We start from the raw sequence: 21,019 nt of genomic DNA, 5'->3' as shown, positions 1-21,019 counted from the left end.
TTCGGGTCGGATGTGGCCGGCTGTTCGCCTTAAAGTTATACGTGAAGCAGTCAAAGAGTGTAAACCGCACAGGTGGACGAGCGGTTTGCACTTCTGTTGTCTTTTCGGGTAGACAAAGGGTTTTTAGTGGTGAGGAGAGGATACATATGGTGCTATTTAAATCGTTGGCGAGTTTAGGTGTGGGTGCCGCCCGGGTGGATACCCGGCTTACGGAAAGCCAGTTTTACCCGGGGGATGTGGTTCGGGGAGAAGTTCTTGTCCGGGGCGGAAACAGCGAACAACACATCGATGATATCTACCTTTATTTGGTTGTGGATGTATCCAGTAACGGCAAAAAAAGCCCTTGTGTGATCAAAAAATACCAGTTGTCAGAATCCTTCACCATCCAGCCCGGGGAAGCGAAACAAATTCCGTTTCAGGTGAAGTTGCCGATGTCCTTGCCCATGTCCAGCGGAAGTTTCCCCATCTACTTGAAAACAGGTTTGGATATCAAATTGGGGATCGACCCGACCGATACCGATAAAATCGAGGTATTTCCCACCCCGCTGGTACAAAAAGTTCTGAAGGAAATTGAAGATGCCGGCTTTATTCTCTATAAAATTCACAATGAACATGATCCGGACCAAAAGCCGTATCCATTTTTTCAAATGTTTCAGTTTCGTCCCACCGGCCGCTATCACGGGTATCTGGATGCACTTAACGTGATTTTTCACGTTTCGGAGGAAGATATTTCAATGGATGTGGAGCTGGTCCGCTCCGAAAAGGTGTTAACCAGCAGTTTCCACTGGCGGTATGACGACCCGAACGGAACCCTGTCCGTCAATGATCAGAAGATGTCTGCAGATCCGATTCTCAAAATCCAAGAGATGTTAAACAGAAAAATATGATATGAAAAGAGGAGTGCAAAAAATGTCAGTCTTCGGAAAAGCCTTGGCCAGTTTTGGAGTCGGCGCGGCGAAAGTGGATACCCGCTTGGAGAAAGCAACCTACCGTCAAGGAGAAACCGTTCGCGGGGAAGTGTTCATTCAAGGCGGACAAACCGAACAATGGATCGACGAGATTTATCTCTTTTTAGTGGTTGCATATCATCATGAGGGAACCCAGGATGAGTACGTGATCAGTGAGTTCCGAATCACGGACGCTTTTGAGATTACGCCGAGAGAGACCAAAGTGATCCCGTTTGAGTTCCAGCTCCCTTACGACACACCCGTCACCACCGCCGGATGCCCGGTCTATCTCAAGACGGGACTGGACATCAAGATGGCTGTCGATCCCAGCGACACCGACGGAATCGAGGTATTGCCCCATCCTTTGATTGATGAGGTTCTCCATGTTGTGGAGAAAATCGGTTTCCAGCTCTACCGGGTAGAGTACGAATTTGACAAATTTTATTCCCGTCACCCGTTCGTTCAGGAGTATAAGTTTCGGCCGATGGGGCGTTTCGAAGGTGTTTTGGATGAGCTGAAACTAATCTTTTTCCCGCAGGCTCGCGAACTGGATGCGATCCTGCTCGTGGACCGCAAGGCCGTTGATCTGATGAGCTCCATGGAAGAAGCGCTCGATCTGGATGAACGGATGGCGCGTTTTCACGTTTCCGCCAAAGAAGCAGAGCACGGTTCACAACTTGCAAAGAAGATCGAACAGCTCATCGAAGCGCAAATCTAATCGGCGAAACGACGGACCGGGGACGAATCCCGGTCCGTCGTTGTTATCAAGGTTTGCAGGAAAAATAAATCCCCATCGTTCCTGTATTACTTACGGCTGCTCCATTCAAATACGTGTCTTAGCTTGTTCCTGAAAGATCACGGTATCTATCCAAGCCACTCAAGAAAAAAGCCGATTCCCTGTCCTTTGGCCCAAGGGAATTGGCTTTTTTTCAACAGAGCCATTTTCAACGGGGCAAATCCACTTTTCCTTCCTCAAACAGCTCTTTCAGCATGTGTTTGGCATATCCCGCAGCCTGGGCAAACGTGATCTTCGGCGGCATGGGAGCTTCATCGGCATCGACAACTACGTCGATGATGCAGGGTTTGTTTTGAGCGACCGCTTTTTCGAAAGCCGGCATCAATTCATCAGGGTGCTCCACCCGGTAACCCACTCCGCCGCAAGTTTCCGCGTATTGAGCAAAATTGGGATTGGTGAGATCGGTGCCAAATTCCACATTGCCCATGACCTCCTGTTCAAACTTGATCATGGCGATTTTATGATTGTTCAAGACGACCACCACGATGGGCAGGCGATATTTGACGGCAGTCACAAAATCATTCATGGTCATTCCAAATCCGCCATCTCCGCAGATGGCGAAAACCTGTTGTTCGGGAAAGGCGATTTTCCCGGCAATCGCCCCGGGCAATCCGCAGCCGAGCGTGGCCAGCCAGCTGGAAATGATAAACTGCTGATCCGTCATGCGGAAATGGCGGGCCATCCAGACCGTCACATTTCCCACATCGACAGACAGGATGGCATCATCGCGGGCGATCTTTTGCAGGGCTTGAATCACCCGCTGCGGCTTGATCGGAATGGACTCGTCCGCTTCTTGTCTGTTGAGACGTTCCCACCACTGGTTCATTCGCTCCTGCTGGCGTTCCAGGAAGGAACGGTCTTTTTTCTTCTCCAGCCGATCTGTCAGCAGGCGGAGGGTTTGACCGGCGTCCCCCGCCAGTCCGACATCGACCCGGTTGCGTTTTCCGATTTGTGATGCGTCGGTATCGATATGGATCGTTTTCGCTTCTTCCGGTAAAAATCCGGTAAATGGGTAGGATGTACCGACCATGATCAGTGTATCTGCTTCTCTCATCGCTTCATAGGCCGGTTTGGTGCCGATCAACCCCAAGCCTCCCAGGCAAAGAGGATGCTCATCGGGAATGACGCCTTTTCCGGGCAGGGTCAGCACGATGGGAGCAGCGATTTTCTCGGCAAAGGAGATCAGGGATGCCCTGGCAGCTTTCGCCCCCTTACCGGCGAGAATAACCGGTCTGTGGGCTTGCTCCAGCAATTGCCGGGCTCTTTCCACATCCGATTCCCGGGGGAGGATTTCGGGAACGGCAAACAACGAACTGGTCAGACGGGCTTCTTTGTTCACTTCAAATTTAGGAATATCATCCGGAATCGTGAGCACTGATACCCCTTTTTTGGTATAGGCTTCCCGGATCGCCTGGTTCACCACGGCCGGCAATTGTTCCGCCGACATGATCCGCTGATTGTAGACGGCGACGTCATCAAACATTCGCTCCAAATTGACCTCTTGGAAAAAATCAGTCCCCAACAAATCGGATTCCACTTGTCCGGTGATGGCCAAAACGGGCACTTTGTCCAGTTTGGCATCGTAAAGTCCGTTTAGCAAATGGATCGCCCCCGGACCGGCGATGGACATGCAGACCCCGATCTTTCCGGTTAATTTGGCATAGGCTGCGGCGGCCAGAGCCCCGGCCTCTTCATGGCGTACCTGGATAAACTTGATTTTGTCCTGAGCTTTCCGCAGAGGTTCGATAATCGAGTTGATCGAATCCCCCGGCATCCCGTAAATATGGTCGACTCCCCATTCGATTAACAAGTCGATCAGCACTTCACCTGCTGTTTTACCAAACATCGTTTCCTTCTCTCCTTTAGCCCGTCATTGCCATCATTATTTTGTGCAGGTTTGAAAAAATAAAACGTGTGCTGATTGGACTTGAAACAGATAAAAAGGAGCCCTTTTTAGAGGCTCCCACATCATGTTGCACAAAACAGGTGATATCGGTTTTCTGCGAATGGCCGGGAAGGGTTAAACGGTAACTTCTGTTTGGGCAAACTTTTCAGCGACTTGACGGGCACGCTCGATGGCTTTTGCTTTAATATTTTCCGCCTCCGTCGGCATTTGGGCCATCCCTTCGACAATGACCGACTCAATGGACGGAACGCCAAGGAAAGTTAAGACAGCCCTGATGTAACGATCGCCAAATTCAAACTCCCGGGAGGGTCCTTCCGAATACACCCCGCCGCGTGCCTGAATGTGAACGGCGGCTTTGTCGGTCAACAGACCGACCGGACCTTGTTCGGTATATTTAAATGTTTTACCCGCGATACAAATGGTATCGATATAAGCTTTCATTTTGGGCGGGAAGCTGAAGTTCCACATGGGAGTGACAAAGATATATTTGTCCGCAGCGATGAATTGATCGGTCAATTCGTTGATGCGTCCCACTTTTGCTCTTTCTTCCGCAGTCAGCTCTTCGAATGCCGTCCCCTGCTGCAATTTGCCCCATCCGTTGAATACATCCGTATCGATATAGGGAATGTCGATTTTATACAGGTCGAGTTCGATAATTTCATCCTCCGGCTTCACTTGCCGGTAAGTATTTAAAAATTCCCTTGCAACCGACAAACTGTAGGAATCTGCTTCCGCTTTGGGATTTGCCGTGATATAAAGTACTTTTGCCACGTTGGATCGTTCCTTTCCGGTTTTAGATGATGTTCCTTAAACAAGCACAAGCCTGCTACCTTATATGCTGTTTGACAAAATCCGTTGTTATTCGGGGTGATCCATCAGATCGATTCTGCTCACCACCATTCAAGATGTAATGAACTAATCCTTGTATAGTATATTATGTTAGTCGCTTACTTTTGTCAAGTTTATTACACTAATAAATGATTCAGCGACAGATACCGGCTTTATGCAGACTCCCCGTTTCACACTGAAATAACAAACAGCTTTATAACTCTTTGATATCTGAAATCTGACGTCCGATTCATGTTTTTCAGATAAAAAATTCTTGGCTGCTGCATGAAAAACAGACATAATGAAAAAGGTTTCAACACTGCACAGGAGCCGGAAGGAGTGAAGAAAATGATCGTCATCACCCAACAAGCGCAGGAAGTATTGCAGGGGCATGGTTTAGTCATCGGGGAATTTGTCAACCGCCGAGTGCTGATTCAACAGTGGATGGAAATGGTGTACTGGATGGGAGCCAACTTTCACTATTTTCCTCAGCACCAGCGGTTTGCAGGGGAGATCGTGGCTAAGCTTTGTCAGGAAATAACTCGCGGGGATTGGGGCGAACAAGAAATATATCTTTTTTTGGAAAACGTTCATGAGTTTGAAAGAGTGGATGAATTGGCCGAACTGATTCGAAAAGGCAAGAAAAAAAGCGTTCATGTGATTGGTCTGACACAGGATTTGGAATGGCTTCATCCAACCGTTCGCCGGGCGTTCGAAGAACATGCGCGGATTGTTCGGCTGGATCAATGAATGGGAAACCGGAAGATAAAGAACCGGCGGTGGCTTTCCCGTCCTTCCGGGCGGAAGCGGATCGCCGGTTTTCATTGCCCCGCTGCGGATTCCTTCCCTCTCCTCCCTGGTCATCAAATTGGCCTGAAAAAGAAATTTATCTGCTATGCAATTATTTGATTTTTATCATCATGAACCGATTTTTTGAACCGATCGCCAGCCGCTATTTATCCTCGTAACGCTGTCAACAAGTCCGCCGGAAAGGGCCCGTGCCCGGATTATTCATCAACCTCAAAACCGGCTTTGCTGAGATAGTCGTCCAATTTTTCCGATCCCCGGTTCAGATTGCGAGCGATCCAGTAATCCGGAAGCGCAATCTTTCCTGAAAATTGAGGGTGCGGGGTGGGCAGGTAGACGTCCCCCACCTGATAGCACTTTAATTCTTCAATCGCTATCCCCCGGTATAGAAACAAAAACCGAGTCTCCCAGGCAGATTCTTGAAACGCCTCCAACCAAGGGTGGTGGACACGGCTGAGCTCTTTTCTCGCCGTCGGATCTTCTTCCACCGTTATGGAGATGTCCGGGGCGTAGATGAACTTTCTTAAATGGGAAGAGTAGATCCAGTCTTGAGGTTGCGATTCATAGAGTGCTTGCTGAAACTTTTCAAATTCCATGAACGGTTCCCCTCCTCTGTTTTAATTATTCGAAAGGACTGGCAATTTTTTGGTCACTCCGGGGCTTGTCCGTTTCATTTAGAATTTATAATTGAATTCCGAAGTTTTTATTTTATGTATTTACACATTTATTTATATAATGTAAGATTTATTCTGTATTTTCCTCCATTTTTTACGAAAAGGGGTCTTTTGATGAAACCTTCGCGGCTTCTTGGGTTCAGAACTTTTTCTGTTATTCTCTCAAGTTTCCTGTTTATTGCTGTCTTGAGCGGCTGTACGGATTCTTCTTCCCCGGCTGAAGCGGGACAGAACAAACCGCCGGTGGTTGAAGACGGTTCCTCCAACACGGTAGAAGATCAATTTTCCTCCATTGAAACGGATGAAACACCGATCGATGACCCCACAGAGGATGAAGCACGTACTCCGGCAGAAAAAAAGAAGCAACAATACGTGGAACGTCTGATCGCGGCACATAACAAAAACACACCCCGGAGGGTAAGGTCCACTCCGCCGGTCAAGCCTTCCACCCCGCCGATAAAACCGCCTGCCAAGGAAAAGCCTGATTCGGAATCAGGTAAAAACACAAAACCGGCGACTCCGCCATCCGATCAACCTAAACCAAGCCCGACACCATCGCCCAACCAGCCGGATCGGCCAAAGCAACCGCCATCTCAGCCCGAAACACCCAAGCCGGTGCCTCAACCCAAACCTCCGTCTCCCGCCCCGGACCAAGGGTTCAAATTTAACGCCTGGCTGCCGTTCTGGCAACAAGAGAAAGCCATTCAGGCCATGGAACAGCATCCGTCTACTCTCTCGTCCGTCAACCTTTTCTGGTATCAATTGAAGGCCGACGGGCAAGTGGGACTGATGCAATATGCTGAACACAACGCGAAAGTGATCAGCACGGCAGGGAAAAAGGGAATCGATGTGATGGCCACTGTCGCCAATACAGACGACTGGGCGGATTACGACAAAGGAGCCCAGGCCTTCCATCAGCTGATTGATACCAAAGCAGACCGGGCAAAACTGTCGGACGATCTGGTCAAGTGGGTAGTCCAAAATAAATTTGCCGGTATCGATATCAATATTGAAGTGATTTACGGCAGTGACCGTGAGAACTTCTCTTTGTTCATGGAAGAGTTATCCGGAAAACTGCATCGCCAAAACAAGAAACTGTCCGTGTCCGTCTATCCCAAGACCTCAGAACCGGGCGGCTGGGACGGACCGATGGCGCAAGATTGGAAGCGATTGGGACAAGCCGTAGATGAGTTTAAAATCATGGCCTACAATTACAGCATGCCATCGCCGGGCCCCGGAGCCCCGCTCCACTGGATTGACGAGATCACCCGCTTCGCCAAGTCGCAAATGCCCGCGCACAAAGTGTTTATCGGATTGCCTTCGTACGGATATCTGTGGTCCCAGGAGGGCAGGGTTTCTTCCCTGACCTATGCAAAAGCGATGGATCTCATTAAAACGAACCAAGCGAAAGTAAACAGGGACCCCAATGGGGAACCTTTCTTCACCTATGAAAAAGACGGCAAAAAGTATACCGGCTACTATCAAGACAGTTCCAGCTGGCAGAAGAAATTGGAGCTGCTGAAGAAAAACCACCCCGACATCGGCGGTGTCACAGAGTGGTATTTGGGCAGTGAAGACCCGGCCGTTTGGAGCGAACTGGATAAGTTGAAATAAGATGAAAGAAGCCTGTTGGACCTTCCTGATGGAGAAGGAAACAGGCTTCTTTCATTGGACGTGCCCGTTCCCGATTTGATGTTATGAGCGGATACGAAAATTTGAACCGGACATCAGGAACCGTTTGCTTGGGATGGCCGGTCGAGGATCTGTTGAACGGAATGCGGCCGATGGACATCATGCTGTCCAAATCTGTTTTGATAACCGCCGCAATTTGTGTTAAATTTAATGCCAATGATATGCAAGAAGGAGATTTGCGTATGGATATCATACAGGATCTGGAAAAGAGAGGCCTTATCTATCAACATACGGATCTGGATGCGTTGCGTGAGAGACTGAGCCGGGGGCCGATCACTTTATATTGCGGGTTTGACCCGACGGCTGACAGTTTGCACATTGGCAGCCTGGTTCCCATCCTGACGCTGAGAAGATTTCAATTGGCCGGCCATCAGCCGATCGCCCTGGTAGGCGGGGGAACGGGCTTAATCGGAGACCCCAGCGGGCGTTCGACGGAAAGAACGCTGAACTCCCGGGAAGTGGTGGAGGAGTGGTCCCAAAAGCTGAGAAAACAACTGGAACGTTTCCTCGATTTTGATACCAAGGAAAACTCGGCTCTCCTTGTCAATAACTATGATTGGCTTTCCGCTTTAAGTGCGATTGAATTTTTGCGGGATATCGGGAAAAGTTTTTCCGTCAACAGCATGCTCGCCAAAGAATCCGTCAGCTCCCGCCTGGAAAAAGGGATTTCGTTTACCGAGTTCAGCTACATGATTTTGCAGGCCTATGATTTCATGAAGCTGCATGAACTGTACAAGTGTGAACTCCAAATTGGCGGAAGCGACCAGTGGGGAAATATCACCGCGGGCACGGACTTGATCCGCAGAAACTACGGGGAGAAAGCGGAGGTTCATGGTTTAACCCTGCCGCTCGTCACCAAAAGCGACGGCAGCAAGTTTGGCAAAACAGAATCGGGAGCCATCTGGCTTGATGCCGATAAAACTTCGCCTTACCAGTTCTATCAATTCTGGATTAACACCGATGATGCCGATGTGATCCGCTTTATGAAATATTTTACTTTCCTGAGTCTGGAAGAAATCGACGAATACGCGGCACTGGTTGAAACCGAACCGGAAAAACGGGAAGCACAGCGCCGGCTGGCTGAGGAAGTGACCACACTGGTTCACGGGAAAGAAGCTTGTGAGAGGGCGGTCCGGATCTCGCAAGCGCTGTTCCGGGGTGATTTGAAATCTCTGTCTGCGGATGAGATCGCCGAAGGCTTCCAGGATGTCCCGTCAGCCAAAATCGAAGGTCCCGAGGTTCCCTTGGTGGATGCCCTGGTACAAGTTGGCGCGGCCAAATCCAAACGCGAAGCGCGTGAATTTATCACCAACGGAGCCATTACGGTCAATGACGAAAAAGTGACCTGCCTTGACACCAAAGCAGGCGAGATTCCGGCTTTGGACGGAAAATATCTGGTCATCCGCCGGGGCAAGAAAAAGTACTATCTGTGTGAAGTATAAATCAGCGAAAAAAGACGCAGGGATCATCCACAGCATGAAACGCGTAGGGATGATCCTTTTTCTTTTTTCTTCCATCAAGATCGGAAACATGGGTCAGCGGAACAGATGATTTGGGAGTTGCCATGCATCTCCCCGAACATAAATGTGGGCTGGAATCTATTGCAGGAAGGCTTTTGCCCGCTTTTCATCCCATCTTCAAGAATCCTCCTATGTTGAATAAGAACAGCAGGATGGAGAGAAACTAGGATTGACATGAAACCAAAAGGTGTTATATTATCGAAATGAAACCAAATGGTTTTATATTTATCCGATGAAAGAGGTAAAAACAGATGGAAACGAATCATAAAAACACACTGGAAGATATCAGGCAGACAGTGATTTTGAACGCACCCATTCAAAAAGTATGGGAAGTCGTATCCACTTCGGAAGGCATCGCTTCGTGGTTCATGCCCAATGATTTTCAGGCGAAATTAGGGCATGAATTCCATTTGCAAACTCCTTTTGGTCCATCTCCGTGCAAGGTCTTGGAAATGGATCCGCCGCACCGGCTTTCCTTTTCATGGGATACAGATGGCTGGGTGGTTACGTTTATTTTAAAAGAGTCAGGTGACAAAACGGAGTTTACGCTCATCCATGGAGGATGGAAACAAGCGGATGTGGTCCTTCCGAAAGCCAACGAGAAAAGTTCCGTTATTCGCGACAGAATGGACCATGGTTGGGCAGGGATTGTCAAAGAACGGCTGAAAAAGGTTGTTGAGGGGTAGGGGTACATGTCATCATCAGCGGAAAAGCATGATGTATTTCAAGCCATTGCTGATCCGACCCGCAGAAAAATCCTTCGATTACTGGCCGAAAAAGAATTGCCCATTTCTGAAATCACTTCTCACTTTTCGATCAGTCGGACAGCCATTGCCAAACATCTTCATATTCTTTCTGAAGCGGAATTAGTGCGTGGGCGAAAGGCTGGCAGAGAAAAACTTTATCGGCTGCAACCGGAGCCGTTAACAGAATTAAAACGATGGCTTTCGTTTTATGAACGCTTTTGGAATAACAAGTTGTCAAAGCTTAAGCATGTGGTTGAACATAATGGGGAAGTGGAGATAAAAGTCATTGAAACAGATGTTGAGGAACGGGATCCATAAGGGTTGAACCGATACTCCCTGTTGAGAATGGCAATCCCCCCGCCCGTTTATGAGCGGGATCGGGGGGATTGCTGTTAAGAAAGCAGCAGCTTCGTCAAGTGTCCCACCAGGATGCCAACGTAGTTGCCGATGGCATACCCGAGCACTCCCATCAACACCCCGGGAGTAATCAGCGAAAACCACCGCTTGGAAGAAGCCAGCGCCAAAGCGGTTGAAGGCCCGCCTACCGTAGCCTGGCTGGCGACTGCCAGAATCTCCACATCAATTTGAAACCATTTGCCAAATCCAAACACAATGAGAGCGTGAACACCAACCAGGATAACCAAAAACATGAAGACAACCGGCCCTTTATCGACCAAGGTGCTGAGGATCGTGCCCGCCCCCATCGTGGCAAAGAAAAAGTGCAATAAAAGATTGCCCCACTCTGCGCCGCCATTCAACTTGTGAACCGGTGTGAACAAAGCGAGCAAAATAGCAAAGGTCGTATACCAGACCACGGCGGGGATCTGAAAACCGGTAACATCGTTGATGACGGGGGCCAACAGATCCGACACGGCCACCACCGCGAATGCGACAGCAGCCAGGGTAACCATGTCGTAAATGGAAATTCCCTTTTTCGCCCAAAAGTCCTCGTCCGCTTTTTTCACCAGGCGGTCGGACTGCTGGATGGACGGATAATATTTCACCAGCAAGCTTGGCAAGATCGCTGTCGCCACCATCCACAAGTTGGTCATAATATTATCCGCCGCAGCCCCGGTGGCAAACATCGACTGGGAAGTTTGAAACGCCGCACCCACGGCCGCATAGTTGACTCCTCCGCCAATATAACTGGCTGCAAACTGTCCCGCGATTTTCCACGCTTCCGTCCCGATTCCATCCGCTGTCAACCAGACGCCGATGATCGACCCGATCAGTGTTCCCGCCGATGCCAGGCAGAACGAAAGAAGCGCCGGCTTCCCCAGATAGCGCAAACTTTTAAAATCGGTCGAGATCAACAGCAAAACGATCGACAGCGGAACACAATAGTCATTGGCAAACTGGTAAATCGGATGTAAGTCGTCCGGATTTTCGACAATGGAGGGAGGAATGATCCCCGCATTCACCAAAACCGCGCCACCGGTGATCACCAAAATGGCCGTCCCCAGATAGGAAAAAAACCGAAAGCGCCGATCCAGCCAAAATGAAATGGCGATTAATCCCGCGATGACCGCCGCAACCCCGGTCGGATTTGTAATGAGTGCTTCTGTTGTCACGCGATTCCTCCTCAGTACGGCATTTTTTCTAAAATTCTATAATAAAATTACCGTTATTACAATTATTTTGACAAGTGCTGCAAAGAGATTCTAAATATACTGCAATCACTTTTTCCTTTGCGGACTTCGCGGGATCAGGGTTACATATCATTTCTTTTGGTTTCCTAAAAATGGGCACATTCTTTTTGCATGGATTTAGGATTACAATGTGGGCATAAGAGGATTGGTTTTAAGGTGAAAGATTTATCCGACGCATATGAAGGTACCGGCAACCTGCCGGGAGTGATGCGAGCGATGAAGGAGGAACAGACATGCTGGAAAGTTATTTTCAAAAAGTACAGGAACTGTTGGACCGGGTTCAGTCTCAACAAAGCGGCCGGATGAGAGTAGCGGCGGAAAAAGTGGCTGAGTCGATTCAAAAGGGCGGGATTGTGCAATTGTTTGGCTGCGGCCACTCTCACTTGATGACGGAAGAAGTATTTTACCGGGCGGGCGGGCTTGTCCCCGTCAAACCGATCCTGCACGAGCCGCTGATGCTGCATGAGGGAGCCGTCCGCTCTTCCCGGCTGGAACGAAAAAATCATTATGCGGAAGGTTTTCTCGCTGATCAAGAGGTGCGCGAAGAAGACGTTTGTTTTGTCTTCTCCACTTCAGGAAGAAATCCCGTTCCCGTCGATGCGGCCGAGTATTTCAAGGCGAAAGGAGCTTATGTCATCGGGGTGACCTCCATGCGTTATGCCAGCAGTCAACCCTCCAGGCACCACAGTGGAAAACATCTGTATGAAGCCGTCGATCTGGTGATCGATAATTTTTCCCCTGTCGGCGATGCGGTCTTAACCCACGAACAGGTCAAAGTCCCCTTTGCACCGACATCCACAGTGGTTGGAGCTGCCATCATCAATGCCATATTTGCTGAAGCGATTCAAATCCTGGCCGAAAATGGAGCCGACGTACCGGTTTTTTTGAGCGGCAATATAGACGGGGCGGACGAGCACAATCAGAAGATGATCCACAAGTATGGGAGGCGCATCCCCATGTTGACGTCCGGTCTGGAATGACGCTTCTCACTCCCGTCACAAGTATTCAATGGACTGGATGCTTTTTCGGTCGGGCCGGGTCTCCTTGCAAACGTTGGAAATCGAAATAAGAAGCTCCTTTAGAGAGTTTCTTCAATTTTGTATGGGATCTTCTGTCATCCTATATTTCTTTTTCCTTGGTGCATTGGAACCACTGTTTTAAAGAAAACGGAGTTTTTTATGGGTGCTTTATTTATGCGACTTTTTCGACTTCAACCCTAATGTTCGCCCCAACGCAAAAGCCATCAACGCCGGAAAAACGCCCGCGATCAAAAAGCCTGCAGCATATTGCGGGATGTTTTTCACCGGAAGCGGTCATTGATTTCAAACCCTAAAAAGGAAACTCCGATCCCTTCACCATCAACATCTGTGCCCAGAGTCAGCAGATGTACACCATGAACAAGAAGTAAACCCGCTAAGATTCCCAATACCATAACACTGATTCAACGCATTCATTTACCTCCTTATTAAGGGAAGTCACGGTTCCTCTGAATTTTTCAATCATACTCTATTCTTATTATTTCTTCTATTTTAACGTCTGTTTCAAACAGCTCCAATGTTCCAGACTAAGATCCTCTCGCGTCTGATCTTGACCTGGTTTCATTTCCGAATTTTCATGTACACAGATGGCAATAAAAACAGGATTTAACTTTTTTCCTGCGGGTATTACAATGATAGTGTAAATACGGGTATTCCGAAAATGGGAATACCTTTTTTCTTGAGAAAATGAATTGCGTTTCGAGTCGAATCGTGAAGAGAACAGAGAAATCTGTTTTAAACGGCAGAGGAGATGAAGTCAAGGTGCTGTCGATCGAAGCACATGGTTTGACCAAAGAGTTTAAAGTATATCAAAGCCGGCCCGGTTTAACGGGGGCTTTTCGCGATCTGTTTTCCAGGCAATACCGGATCATCCGGGCAGTGGATTCGATCAACCTGGAGATCAGCGAAGGGGAGATGGTGGGCTATATCGGTGAAAACGGCGCGGGCAAGTCCACCACGATCAAAATGTTGACCGGCATTTTGCAACCGACTGCCGGGCAACTGAAAGTGAACGGATTTGATCCCCATCGGGAGCGGGAGAAATTTGTGAAGACGATCGGAGTGGTGTTCGGACAGCGGAGCCAGCTCTGGTGGGATATCGCCGTTCAGGAATCGTTCCGCTTGTTGCAGAAAGTGTATCAGATTCCGGCAGACCAGTATAAAAAGCATCTGGATCGGATGATCGAGGTGCTGGACATTGGCAGCTTGCTGGATCAGCCAGTGCGCAAATTGAGCCTGGGCCAGCGCATGCGCTGTGAATTGGCCGCATCGCTGATCCATCGTCCGTCACTTTTGTTTCTCGATGAGCCGACGATCGGTCTGGATGTGCTGGTCAAAGAAAACATCCGCCAGTTTTTGAAGGAGATCAACCGCGAATTTGGCACGACGATTCTCTTGACTACCCATGACCTCTCGGATATCGAAGCGCTCTGTTCGCGGGTGGTCATGCTGGACCAGGGAAAAATCATCTATGACGGCAGCCTGACACAACTGCGCACGATGTGGGGCGGGAACAAAAAGGTTCATCTGGAAATGGAACAGGAAGTGATGTTAATCGATCTGGAAGCACGGACAGACGGACTTGGGGTCAGCTGGGAAAAAAGAGGTCCCCGGCAGTATACCGCCCACCTGCGGAATGGTGAGACCACCGTGTCGGAAGTGTTGTCCAGGCTGGTGCAGCATGTCCCCATTCAGGAAATGCAGATCGAAGAAGCATCGACGGAAGAAATCGTGCGCAAGATCTATTCGGAGGGGATGACGGTTGCTTAGTATGTATTGGGAAGTCATCCGCATCCGTTTTTTGATGATGCTGGCTTATCGGGTCAACTATTACAGCGGGATTGTGATCTACAGTTTAAATATCGGTGTTTACTATTTTCTGTGGATGGCCATCTACGGCGGAGAATCCAGTCTGCAAGGTTTAACTTCCCTGCAGATGGCCACTTATATCGCGGTTTCCTGGATGGCCCGCGCTTTCTACTTCAACAATCTGGACCGGGAAATCGCACAGGAAATCCGTGACGGAACGGTGGCGATCCAGTTGATCCGCCCGTACCCGTATTTGTTGGTGAAAGTGTTTCAGGGATTTGGAGAAGGTTTGTTCCGGCTGTTGTTGTTCAGTGTGCCGGGAATGATCGTCGTCTCTTTCATCTTTCCGATTCATTTGCCCGGCTTTTCGGATGTCTGGCTGAAGTTCGCCCTCAGTTTGCTGCTCGGTTTTATCGTCAACGTGCAGGTGAACATCCTGACCGGCGTGTGCGCCTTCTTTATCCTGAACAACCAGGGCTTGATCCGGGCGAAACGGGTGGCAGTCGACCTTTTGTCGGGTCTCATTATCCCCATTCCGTTTTATCCGGAGTGGGCGCAGCTTCTCCTGTCCTATCTGCCGTTTCAAGCGATCAGCTACCTGCCCAGCCTGGTGCTGGTGAAAGGGCTGGCAGGGGAGGAATTTGTCCATGCCATTCTCATTCAGGCAGCCTGGTGTGTGCTGCTCTGGATTCCCATCCGGGTCATTTGGAAAAAAGCGAGAAAAACGTTAATCGTTCAGGGTGGTTAAACTATGTTCCATCTTCGCTTGTTTATCGAGTATTTCAAGCAATATATGAAAACGCGTCTGGAGTATCGCTGGGACTTTGTCGCCCAGTTTGCCACCGACTTTTTGTTTCAGGCGGTAAACCTGGTATTTATTTTGGTTGTGTTTCAACATACCAAAAGTTTAAACGGATGGAATCAGAGTGAAGTGATCTTTATCTACGGATATTTTTTAATTCCGTGGGCAGTTTTCTCAGCCTTTTTCAACCTGTGGGATTTTAATGAGCGATATATTATCAGGGGAGAGCTGGACCGGGTGTTGACGAGACCTGTCCACAGCCTGGTGCAGGTGATCATGGAAACGATGAGCCCTGAATCGCTGCTCGGCGTACTGACCGGACTGATCGTGATGGGTTATGCCATGACCGACCTCCATCTCCACTGGAGCTGGACCGATCCCCTGCTGTTTTTGCTGTTTACGCTGGGGGGAGTGGCCGTCTATGCGGGAATCTATATCGCCCTCACCAGCATCAGCCTGTATACCGATTCCAAAACGGACATTCAGCCGATCATCTTCAATATCGGGTCGTATGGGCGCTATCCGGTCAATATTTATCATCGCGTGATTCAATTCGCATTGACATGGGTGTTGCCGTTTGCTTTTGTCGGCTTTTATCCGGCCAGCTTTCTGTTGGATCAGGAGCAGTGGAAGGGTTACGCTTTGATCACGCCGCTTGTGGGAGCCGTTTATCTGGCGATCGGCATCACCTGTTGGAACAGGGGCATCCGGCATTATCGCGGTGCCGGAAACTAGCGGACGATCCGCCAGCCGAGAAAAGTGGCACCGAGACTGAGGGATACGCTGAGCAAGATGTAAAGCATAGCGGTCCCCCAGTCTTTTTTTTGTATCAGCCCTGCACATTCAACCCCGAAGGTGGAAAACGTCGTGTAACCGCCCAAAAAACCGGTGGTGAGCAGGACGATCGCGTGAGGCCAGGATTCCTGAAACGGAGCGGGCGGGTTCCACCCCCAAACGATTCCGAACAAAAAGCTGCCGGAACCATTAATAAGAAAGGTAGCCAAAGGAAACGTGCGCGTGGTGAGCGATCGGACCCACTCACTCAGCATATATCTGGCCACTGCTCCCAAACTTCCGGCGAATCCGGTCATGGCCCAAATCCAAACGTCCGGCTTCATGCGGTTCCTTTCTCCTTTCCAAGAACGTCTCCAAGCATCGCGAGCAAGATCCCGCCAATCACCGATGCCGTAACATAGAGGGCTTGCAGACTCCAACCTTCGAGGCGGAGAGTTTCTGCGCTAAAGGTGGAAAATGTGGTGTAAGAGCCGATCAGCCCGGTTCCGAGGCCGGTCCTCCATTCGGGCGGGAATCGCTTGCTTCCGGAGGCGAAAGAGAACAACCACCCCAGAAAAAAGCAGCCTGTCCAATTGACCAAAAGTGTTCCCCAAGGGAAACCCTGGCCATTCAACAGAGATGAAACGGAAAATCTGAGGAGAGTCCCCGCAAATCCTCCGACTGCCACATACCAGATCTGCTTCAAGCGCCGGTCTGCCTCCTTCGTCATACGGTTTTAAGATAGAAGAAAGCCCTGTCTCATTTTCGGGATAGGGCTGTTTTCATCAGGATAGCCTATTTTGCTGATATTTTCATCCTGTACCCGGCATACCGCTCCTGCTTATGGGGAAACGCCGGAAGATTCTGCATCTGCTTCCGGGCGATCCTCTTCTGTTATGATGTTGGAACGATGTTCTTCCACGATCTTTTCGATCACTTCTCCCATACAAGTATCTTCCCCGTTGGCAGTCAACCCTACATTTAATGTTCCGCTCAGTGTTTGAATCTGAAGTTCATGGATTTTATATTCAATCTTGTCGATTTGAACCGGACGCATTTGGGCGATTTTATCTCTCAATTCCGCATTTTCTTGTTTGAGTGTGTCGATTTGCTGTTGCAACTGTTGCAGTTGTTCATACAAATAATGGTAGGGATGAATATACACAAATGACTCCTCCCCTTTGCTTAGGTTGCTAAAGTATATGGAAATGCCGCCTGTTTTCATTCCATGGGTAACCAAACAAGCCCACACGGAATAAACTATGGGCACTTGGGTGTATGCCCTGGTTTTTGTAAGGAGGTTTTCCCCTTGAAAAACCACATTCCTGATAATAAAAAATGGAATCAACTGGCACGCCAGTTTTTGGGAGAAGATTTTTTTGCCGACGTCCTGGAGGCTGCCCGGGGCACGTATCCTTGTATAGATGTGTATCATGGGAAAAATGAAGTAATCGTGGTCATTGATCTGCCCGGCATCGAAGACATCAACTCGCTGGATCTGGGGGTAGACGGGGATACATTTTACATTAAAGGGTATTTTTCTACTCCTTACCAGGCTTATTCATCGGCGATGATCGAAAGAAAAAGAGGCGAATTTCAAAGGACCGTTTCCCTTGGGGTCCAGGTATCCCCCAAATGTACCAGTGCCCGCTACCGGAAAGGAGTGCTGGAGCTCCGCTTTCCGAAAGCGGGAACTCGAAAAAACCTGAAAAAAATCCGGATTCATTCGGAAGATTAGAGAGAGACAAGAGCGAAAAAAGCGAGGAGGGGAATTGTGGCTACCATTAACAACATTTTTAGTATCAAGATCAACAACGTGTCCAGTGCCTCTTCGATCAATTTTGGAAATACGATCAATATCGGACCTGAAGCCAATACCAAATCCCTGGGCGGCTCTTCGCCGATCGGTGATTTTCCGCGGAACATAGACTTTGAGCGCAATGTTTACCTGGACCCCGATATTGTTGATTCTCAGGGTAGGTGATGATGGTTATGATGAAGGTGACGATCCGCTGCATCCGCATTCAGGCGGTGTACAATGCGGCTTCCGTAAATATTGGTTCCACGCTCAACCTTACCCTGGGCAGACCCGCTGAAGAGCCTTCTCCGGAAACTCCTCCTGCCCAGCCGCCTCCTGTTCCGCCCCCAGCCCCGGCTCCGGCACCAGCACCTGCACCGGCTCCCACACCGGGGCAGCCGTCACCACCGTCACCACCATAACCACGGTAAGAACCGGACATCGGGCAAAAAAACTCCTTGGATCCATTCAGCAACAAATAGACGAGCCTTAAAAAAAGTGGTAAATTATAGATACACAGCATGTGCTTCTCTTATGAACGTACATCCATCAACAGAAAATACTGAAGTAAAGGACGAAGCCCACTGATCCGTGAAAAAGGGGTTGAGTCAGATGAAACTGTTGGCTGAGGCCGTTCTGCTGGTTGTGGTGGTACCCGTGTGGGGATTGAAAGCAATCTGCTCGATCCAAAGCTTAAGTGGGTTTTTCAAATCTTTACTTTAAGTAAAAGGAACGTTTTTGGAGCTCAGGGAAGCAACCTGGGCTTTCTTGTTATATACATAAGACCACCGGATTTTATCGGTCCCATGCTGCTACCCAATGCCGCTTCATACGGGTGTATTCGAATTGGGGGTTTGCCGAAGTTTTCATCGAGTGGTTGATTTCCCGGCAGTGGTGAATCAAACCAAGGGGGACGTGTTAGAATGGGAGTAACCCCTTTTAACTTATACGGAGGTGTTTGGTGATGGTAAAAGAAGGCGATATGGCCATTGACTTCACCCTGGAAGCGTCAAATGGAGAAAAGGTTTCTTTGTCCGATTTTCGCGGCAAAAATGTAGTCTTGTATTTTTATCCGAAAGATAATACCCCGGGATGTACACAACAAGCGTGTGATTTCCGTGACCGCGCCGGTGAATTTAAAGATTTGGACACGGTGATTCTGGGTGTCAGCCGGGACTCCGTCGCATCCCATCAAAAATTTATCGACAAATATGAGCTTCCTTTTTTGCTTTTAAGCGATCCCGATGCGGAAGTATGCAAAAAGTACGATGTCTTTAAAGAGAAAACGATGTTCGGCAAGAAAGCGATGGGCATCGAGCGATCCACGTTCATCATCGACCGCGAGGGAAAAATCGCCAAAGTATACCGGAAAGTGAAAGTAAAAGATCATGTGGAAGAAGCGCTGAAATATATCCGGGAACAATTGCAATAAATGAATCGATCCATGAGGAGGGATGAATTTGTCCGATCGCTCCCTTTACGATTGGCCGGAATACTATGACTGGACTTCGACGGGGCTGGATCGTGATGTCACTTATTACTCGGAATTGGCCAAGCAGTCGGGCGGCCCTGTCCTGGAGCTGGGATGCGGGACGGGACGCTGCAGTCTGGCGATTGCAAGGCTTGGGATTCCGGTTGTCGGGCTGGATCTCTCCTCCTCCATGTTGCAGAGGGCCAGACAAAAGGGGGAGGAAATGGGTTTAACGGATTATGTCCGCTGGATTGAAGCCGATATGACCCAGTTCACCCTGAACGAAAAATTTCCGCTTATCATCATTCCGTACCGTTCATTTTTGCATCTGCTCTCGGTTCGTGAACAAATCGCGGCTTTGAAGCGGGTCCGGCAGCACCTGACGGAGGATGGTTTGTTCGCTTTTAATATTTTTGTCCCGCATATCCGGGATTTTTGTGAGTTGGACGGCAAATACTCGTTCCGTGGCACGTTTCCGGTTCCCGGCACCGATGAACGGGTGGATTTGTATGACCTGACCGAGTTTGACCACTTTAATCAGGTGGCTCATGTCATTCGATATGTGGAGCGTTTTGACGGAGCGGGTCGTTCAGTTGATCGCATCCGCACGTTTTTCCGGCTTCGTTACATATATCCTACTGAACTTTACCATCTGTTAACCTTGTGCGGGTTTAAAATCGTCAACCGGTATGGTTCTTTTCACCGGACGCCGTTTGACGGACGCAGCAAGGAATTGATCATTGAAGCGGTGAAGCGCCCGGTTTAATGAGAAAAGTTTCCGGAGGCTGGCAAAAATGTACGGGTTTTCTTTCATCCAAAACAGCGTTATAAATAGAAGGATGGGATGGTCAGTGAATGGGAGTGAAAGAAGTTGAAGTCCAAACCGAAACGCGTTCCTACCCGCAAAATTCTGGACACGCTTCGGGAGATGTACCCGGATGCTCACTGCGAGCTGGAATTTCGCAATCCTTTTGAATTGTTGATTGCCACGATTTTGTCTGCCCAGTCCACCGACCGCCAGGTAAACAAGGTGACCAAGAACCTGTTTGCCCGGTATCCGACTCCGGAAGCTTTTCTCCAACTGACGGAAGATGAGCTGGCTGAACACATCCGCGGGTTAGGTCTGTTTCGCAACAAAAGCAAGAACATCCTGCAGACCTGCCGCATTCTGGTCGAAAAGTATGGCGGGCAGGTTCCGGACAAAAGGGAGGATTTGGAGCAGCTGCCGGGAGTCGGCAGGAAAACTGCCAATGTCGTCCTCAGCAATGCTTTCGGAATTCCGGCCCTTGCGGTGGATACCCACGTCCAGCGGGTTTCCAACCGTTTGGCTCTGGCTGATAGCGACAATCCGCTCGAAACGGAACGACAATTGATGAGAAAAGTGCCGCGCCAAGAGTGGAGCGATACTCACCATCGCATTATCTGGCATGGCCGGCGGGTATGCAGCGCCAGAAATCCCAAGTGTTCGGTCTGTGACCTGCTTTCGTACTGTTGGTACGGGAAAACGATGCTGAGAGAAAAATAACCGGGTTTTTATCGACATGGTGGATCGATCCGCATGTTGAAACGTAAAGATCAAATGGATTCCCTGCCGGATCAAAAAGGCTGTCTCTTAACGAGGCAGCCTTTTGTATGTCTTGTTCCGGTTCTTGCGGTCGTTTTAATCTGAATCATACAAAAAACCTAGCGAATCAAGCTTGTTGACTCACTAGGTTGATAATCTCACTGTCTCGCCGAATGTGGAGACATCATGCAAAGAATTA

General features: G+C 49.2%; 24 protein-coding genes. 16 read left to right on the top strand and 8 right to left on the bottom strand.

The window, feature by feature from the left end; genetic code table 11:
- Window positions 1-146: 146 nt before the first annotated feature.
- Together BMW55_RS16395 and BMW55_RS16390 are read left to right on the top strand one after the other, a co-directional pair.
- On the top strand, window positions 147-887 hold the full coding sequence (locus BMW55_RS16395; RefSeq protein WP_089972064.1) for a sporulation protein: 741 nt from the start codon (window positions 147-149) through the stop codon (window positions 885-887).
- 22 nt (window positions 888-909) lie between these two features.
- Window positions 910-1,665, top strand: coding sequence for a sporulation protein (locus BMW55_RS16390; protein ID WP_170839990.1), 756 nt, complete (start codon window positions 910-912; stop codon window positions 1,663-1,665).
- Between the two features lie 226 nt (window positions 1,666-1,891).
- Here the strand turns inward: BMW55_RS16390 and BMW55_RS16385 are convergent, their stop codons facing one another.
- Together BMW55_RS16385 and BMW55_RS16380 are read right to left on the bottom strand one after the other, a co-directional pair.
- A complete protein-coding gene (locus tag BMW55_RS16385; RefSeq protein WP_089972057.1) occupies window positions 1,892-3,589 on the bottom strand; it encodes a pyruvate oxidase in 1,698 nt (565 codons plus the stop codon).
- A gap of 174 nt (window positions 3,590-3,763) precedes the next feature.
- Window positions 3,764-4,420 (bottom strand): FMN-dependent NADH-azoreductase, encoded by a 657-nt coding sequence (locus BMW55_RS16380; RefSeq protein ID WP_089972053.1) that lies wholly within the window; start codon window positions 4,418-4,420, stop codon window positions 3,764-3,766.
- A 396-nt stretch (window positions 4,421-4,816) separates the two neighbouring features.
- Between BMW55_RS16380 and BMW55_RS16375 the strand changes: the two genes are divergently transcribed.
- The gene (locus BMW55_RS16375) at window positions 4,817-5,227 is read left to right on the top strand and encodes a hypothetical protein (protein WP_139179527.1); all 411 of its coding nucleotides are present in this window, start codon (window positions 4,817-4,819) and stop codon (window positions 5,225-5,227) included.
- 257 nt (window positions 5,228-5,484) lie between these two features.
- On the opposite strand, the gene BMW55_RS16365 is transcribed toward BMW55_RS16375, so the two are convergent.
- Window positions 5,485-5,880: a hypothetical protein gene (locus tag BMW55_RS16365; RefSeq protein WP_089972046.1), complete on the bottom strand. Its 396-nt coding sequence runs from the start codon at window positions 5,878-5,880 to the stop codon at window positions 5,485-5,487.
- A gap of 192 nt (window positions 5,881-6,072) precedes the next feature.
- Between BMW55_RS16365 and BMW55_RS16360 the strand changes: the two genes are divergently transcribed.
- From BMW55_RS16360 to BMW55_RS16345, 4 genes are all read left to right on the top strand, one after another.
- Entirely contained in the window at window positions 6,073-7,572 is a 1,500-nt protein-coding gene (locus BMW55_RS16360; RefSeq protein ID WP_170839989.1) for a glycosyl hydrolase family 18 protein, read from the top strand.
- Between the two features lie 260 nt (window positions 7,573-7,832).
- Entirely contained in the window at window positions 7,833-9,092 is a 1,260-nt protein-coding gene (tyrS, locus tag BMW55_RS16355) for a tyrosine--tRNA ligase (RefSeq protein WP_089972173.1), read from the top strand.
- Between the two features lie 329 nt (window positions 9,093-9,421).
- Window positions 9,422-9,856 carry an SRPBCC family protein gene (locus BMW55_RS16350; RefSeq protein WP_089972041.1) on the top strand — a complete coding sequence of 145 codons (435 nt, stop codon included), beginning with the start codon at window positions 9,422-9,424 and terminating at the stop codon, window positions 9,854-9,856.
- A 6-nt stretch (window positions 9,857-9,862) separates the two neighbouring features.
- Window positions 9,863-10,234 (top strand): ArsR/SmtB family transcription factor, encoded by a 372-nt coding sequence (locus tag BMW55_RS16345; protein WP_089972039.1) that lies wholly within the window; start codon window positions 9,863-9,865, stop codon window positions 10,232-10,234.
- A 74-nt stretch (window positions 10,235-10,308) separates the two neighbouring features.
- Here BMW55_RS16345 and BMW55_RS16340 read toward each other — a convergent pair whose 3' ends face one another.
- The gene (locus BMW55_RS16340) at window positions 10,309-11,487 is read right to left on the bottom strand and encodes a DUF819 family protein (protein ID WP_170839988.1); all 1,179 of its coding nucleotides are present in this window, start codon (window positions 11,485-11,487) and stop codon (window positions 10,309-10,311) included.
- Between the two features lie 311 nt (window positions 11,488-11,798).
- Between BMW55_RS16340 and BMW55_RS16335 the strand changes: the two genes are divergently transcribed.
- From BMW55_RS16335 to BMW55_RS16320, 4 genes are all read left to right on the top strand, one after another.
- Window positions 11,799-12,545, top strand: a complete 747-nt coding sequence (locus BMW55_RS16335) for an SIS domain-containing protein (protein WP_089972030.1) — start codon at window positions 11,799-11,801, stop codon at window positions 12,543-12,545.
- A gap of 819 nt (window positions 12,546-13,364) precedes the next feature.
- Complete coding sequence (locus BMW55_RS16330) at window positions 13,365-14,372, top strand: ABC transporter ATP-binding protein (protein ID WP_089972025.1); 1,008 nt, start codon at window positions 13,365-13,367, stop codon at window positions 14,370-14,372.
- 1 nt (window position 14,373) lies between these two features.
- Window positions 14,374-15,159: an ABC transporter permease gene (locus BMW55_RS16325; protein WP_089972022.1), complete on the top strand. Its 786-nt coding sequence runs from the start codon at window positions 14,374-14,376 to the stop codon at window positions 15,157-15,159.
- Between the two features lie 3 nt (window positions 15,160-15,162).
- A complete protein-coding gene (locus BMW55_RS16320; RefSeq protein ID WP_089972018.1) occupies window positions 15,163-15,948 on the top strand; it encodes an ABC transporter permease in 786 nt (261 codons plus the stop codon).
- Here BMW55_RS16320 and crcB read toward each other — a convergent pair.
- The 3 genes from crcB to gerPC all read right to left on the bottom strand — a co-directional run bounded on the left by crcB (window position 15,945) and on the right by gerPC (window position 17,152).
- Window positions 15,945-16,331 (bottom strand): fluoride efflux transporter CrcB, encoded by a 387-nt coding sequence (gene crcB / locus BMW55_RS16315; protein ID WP_089972014.1) that lies wholly within the window; start codon window positions 16,329-16,331, stop codon window positions 15,945-15,947. The two genes, BMW55_RS16320 and crcB, sit on opposite strands and share 4 nt — an antisense overlap.
- The gene (locus BMW55_RS16310; RefSeq protein WP_244527604.1) at window positions 16,328-16,693 is read right to left on the bottom strand and encodes a fluoride efflux transporter FluC; all 366 of its coding nucleotides are present in this window, start codon (window positions 16,691-16,693) and stop codon (window positions 16,328-16,330) included. Before BMW55_RS16310 ends, crcB begins: the two co-directional genes overlap by 4 nt.
- Window positions 16,694-16,828: 135 nt before the next feature.
- Window positions 16,829-17,152 (bottom strand): spore germination protein GerPC, encoded by a 324-nt coding sequence (gene gerPC / locus BMW55_RS19530; protein WP_170839987.1) that lies wholly within the window; start codon window positions 17,150-17,152, stop codon window positions 16,829-16,831.
- A gap of 144 nt (window positions 17,153-17,296) precedes the next feature.
- Between gerPC and BMW55_RS16300 the strand changes: the two genes are divergently transcribed.
- Together BMW55_RS16300 and BMW55_RS16295 are read left to right on the top strand one after the other, a co-directional pair.
- A complete protein-coding gene (locus BMW55_RS16300) occupies window positions 17,297-17,725 on the top strand; it encodes an Hsp20/alpha crystallin family protein (protein ID WP_170839986.1) in 429 nt (142 codons plus the stop codon).
- Between the two features lie 36 nt (window positions 17,726-17,761).
- Window positions 17,762-17,971 carry a spore germination protein gene (locus BMW55_RS16295; RefSeq protein WP_089972005.1) on the top strand — a complete coding sequence of 70 codons (210 nt, stop codon included), beginning with the start codon at window positions 17,762-17,764 and terminating at the stop codon, window positions 17,969-17,971.
- Between the two features lie 40 nt (window positions 17,972-18,011).
- Here BMW55_RS16295 and BMW55_RS19525 read toward each other — a convergent pair whose 3' ends face one another.
- The gene (locus tag BMW55_RS19525; protein WP_170839985.1) at window positions 18,012-18,227 is read right to left on the bottom strand and encodes a hypothetical protein; all 216 of its coding nucleotides are present in this window, start codon (window positions 18,225-18,227) and stop codon (window positions 18,012-18,014) included.
- Between the two features lie 522 nt (window positions 18,228-18,749).
- Here BMW55_RS19525 and bcp point away from each other — a divergent pair.
- From bcp to nth, 3 genes are all read left to right on the top strand, one after another.
- The gene (gene bcp, locus BMW55_RS16290; protein WP_089972002.1) at window positions 18,750-19,217 is read left to right on the top strand and encodes a thioredoxin-dependent thiol peroxidase; all 468 of its coding nucleotides are present in this window, start codon (window positions 18,750-18,752) and stop codon (window positions 19,215-19,217) included.
- Between the two features lie 28 nt (window positions 19,218-19,245).
- Window positions 19,246-20,022 carry a class I SAM-dependent DNA methyltransferase gene (locus tag BMW55_RS16285; protein ID WP_244527603.1) on the top strand — a complete coding sequence of 259 codons (777 nt, stop codon included), beginning with the start codon at window positions 19,246-19,248 and terminating at the stop codon, window positions 20,020-20,022.
- Window positions 20,023-20,127: 105 nt separating this feature from the next.
- On the top strand, window positions 20,128-20,781 hold the full coding sequence (nth, locus tag BMW55_RS16280) for an endonuclease III (RefSeq protein WP_089971994.1): 654 nt from the start codon (window positions 20,128-20,130) through the stop codon (window positions 20,779-20,781).
- Window positions 20,782-21,019: the final 238 nt, after the last annotated feature.

The sequence above is a fragment of the Lihuaxuella thermophila genome (assembly GCF_900110165.1).
Lineage (GTDB): Bacteria > Bacillota > Bacilli > Thermoactinomycetales > Thermoactinomycetaceae > Lihuaxuella > Lihuaxuella thermophila.
The sequence above is the reverse complement of the archived record's forward strand: the minus strand, read 5'-3'. Positions and strand labels throughout refer to the sequence as shown.

Excerpts from the sequence above, each read along its gene's own strand:
- BMW55_RS16395 (WP_089972064.1), top strand. The coding sequence starts at position 147 with ATGGTGCTATTTAAATCGTTGGCGAGTTTAGGTGTGGGTGCCGCCCGG.
- BMW55_RS16390 (WP_170839990.1), top strand. The coding sequence starts at position 910 with ATGTCAGTCTTCGGAAAAGCCTTGGCCAGTTTTGGAGTCGGCGCGGCG.
- BMW55_RS16385 (WP_089972057.1), bottom strand. The coding sequence starts at position 3,589 with ATGTTTGGTAAAACAGCAGGTGAAGTGCTGATCGACTTGTTAATCGAA.
- BMW55_RS16365 (WP_089972046.1), bottom strand. The coding sequence starts at position 5,880 with ATGGAATTTGAAAAGTTTCAGCAAGCACTCTATGAATCGCAACCTCAA.
- BMW55_RS16360 (WP_170839989.1), top strand. The coding sequence starts at position 6,073 with ATGAAACCTTCGCGGCTTCTTGGGTTCAGAACTTTTTCTGTTATTCTC.
- tyrS (WP_089972173.1), top strand. The coding sequence starts at position 7,833 with ATGGATATCATACAGGATCTGGAAAAGAGAGGCCTTATCTATCAACAT.
- BMW55_RS16350 (WP_089972041.1), top strand. The coding sequence starts at position 9,422 with ATGGAAACGAATCATAAAAACACACTGGAAGATATCAGGCAGACAGTG.
- BMW55_RS16345 (WP_089972039.1), top strand. The coding sequence starts at position 9,863 with ATGTCATCATCAGCGGAAAAGCATGATGTATTTCAAGCCATTGCTGAT.
- BMW55_RS16335 (WP_089972030.1), top strand. The coding sequence starts at position 11,799 with ATGCTGGAAAGTTATTTTCAAAAAGTACAGGAACTGTTGGACCGGGTT.
- BMW55_RS16325 (WP_089972022.1), top strand. The coding sequence starts at position 14,374 with ATGTATTGGGAAGTCATCCGCATCCGTTTTTTGATGATGCTGGCTTAT.
- BMW55_RS16320 (WP_089972018.1), top strand. The coding sequence starts at position 15,163 with ATGTTCCATCTTCGCTTGTTTATCGAGTATTTCAAGCAATATATGAAA.
- crcB (WP_089972014.1), bottom strand. The coding sequence starts at position 16,331 with ATGAAGCCGGACGTTTGGATTTGGGCCATGACCGGATTCGCCGGAAGT.
- BMW55_RS19525 (WP_170839985.1), bottom strand. The coding sequence starts at position 18,227 with ATGTCCGGTTCTTACCGTGGTTATGGTGGTGACGGTGGTGACGGCTGC.
- bcp (WP_089972002.1), top strand. The coding sequence starts at position 18,750 with ATGGTAAAAGAAGGCGATATGGCCATTGACTTCACCCTGGAAGCGTCA.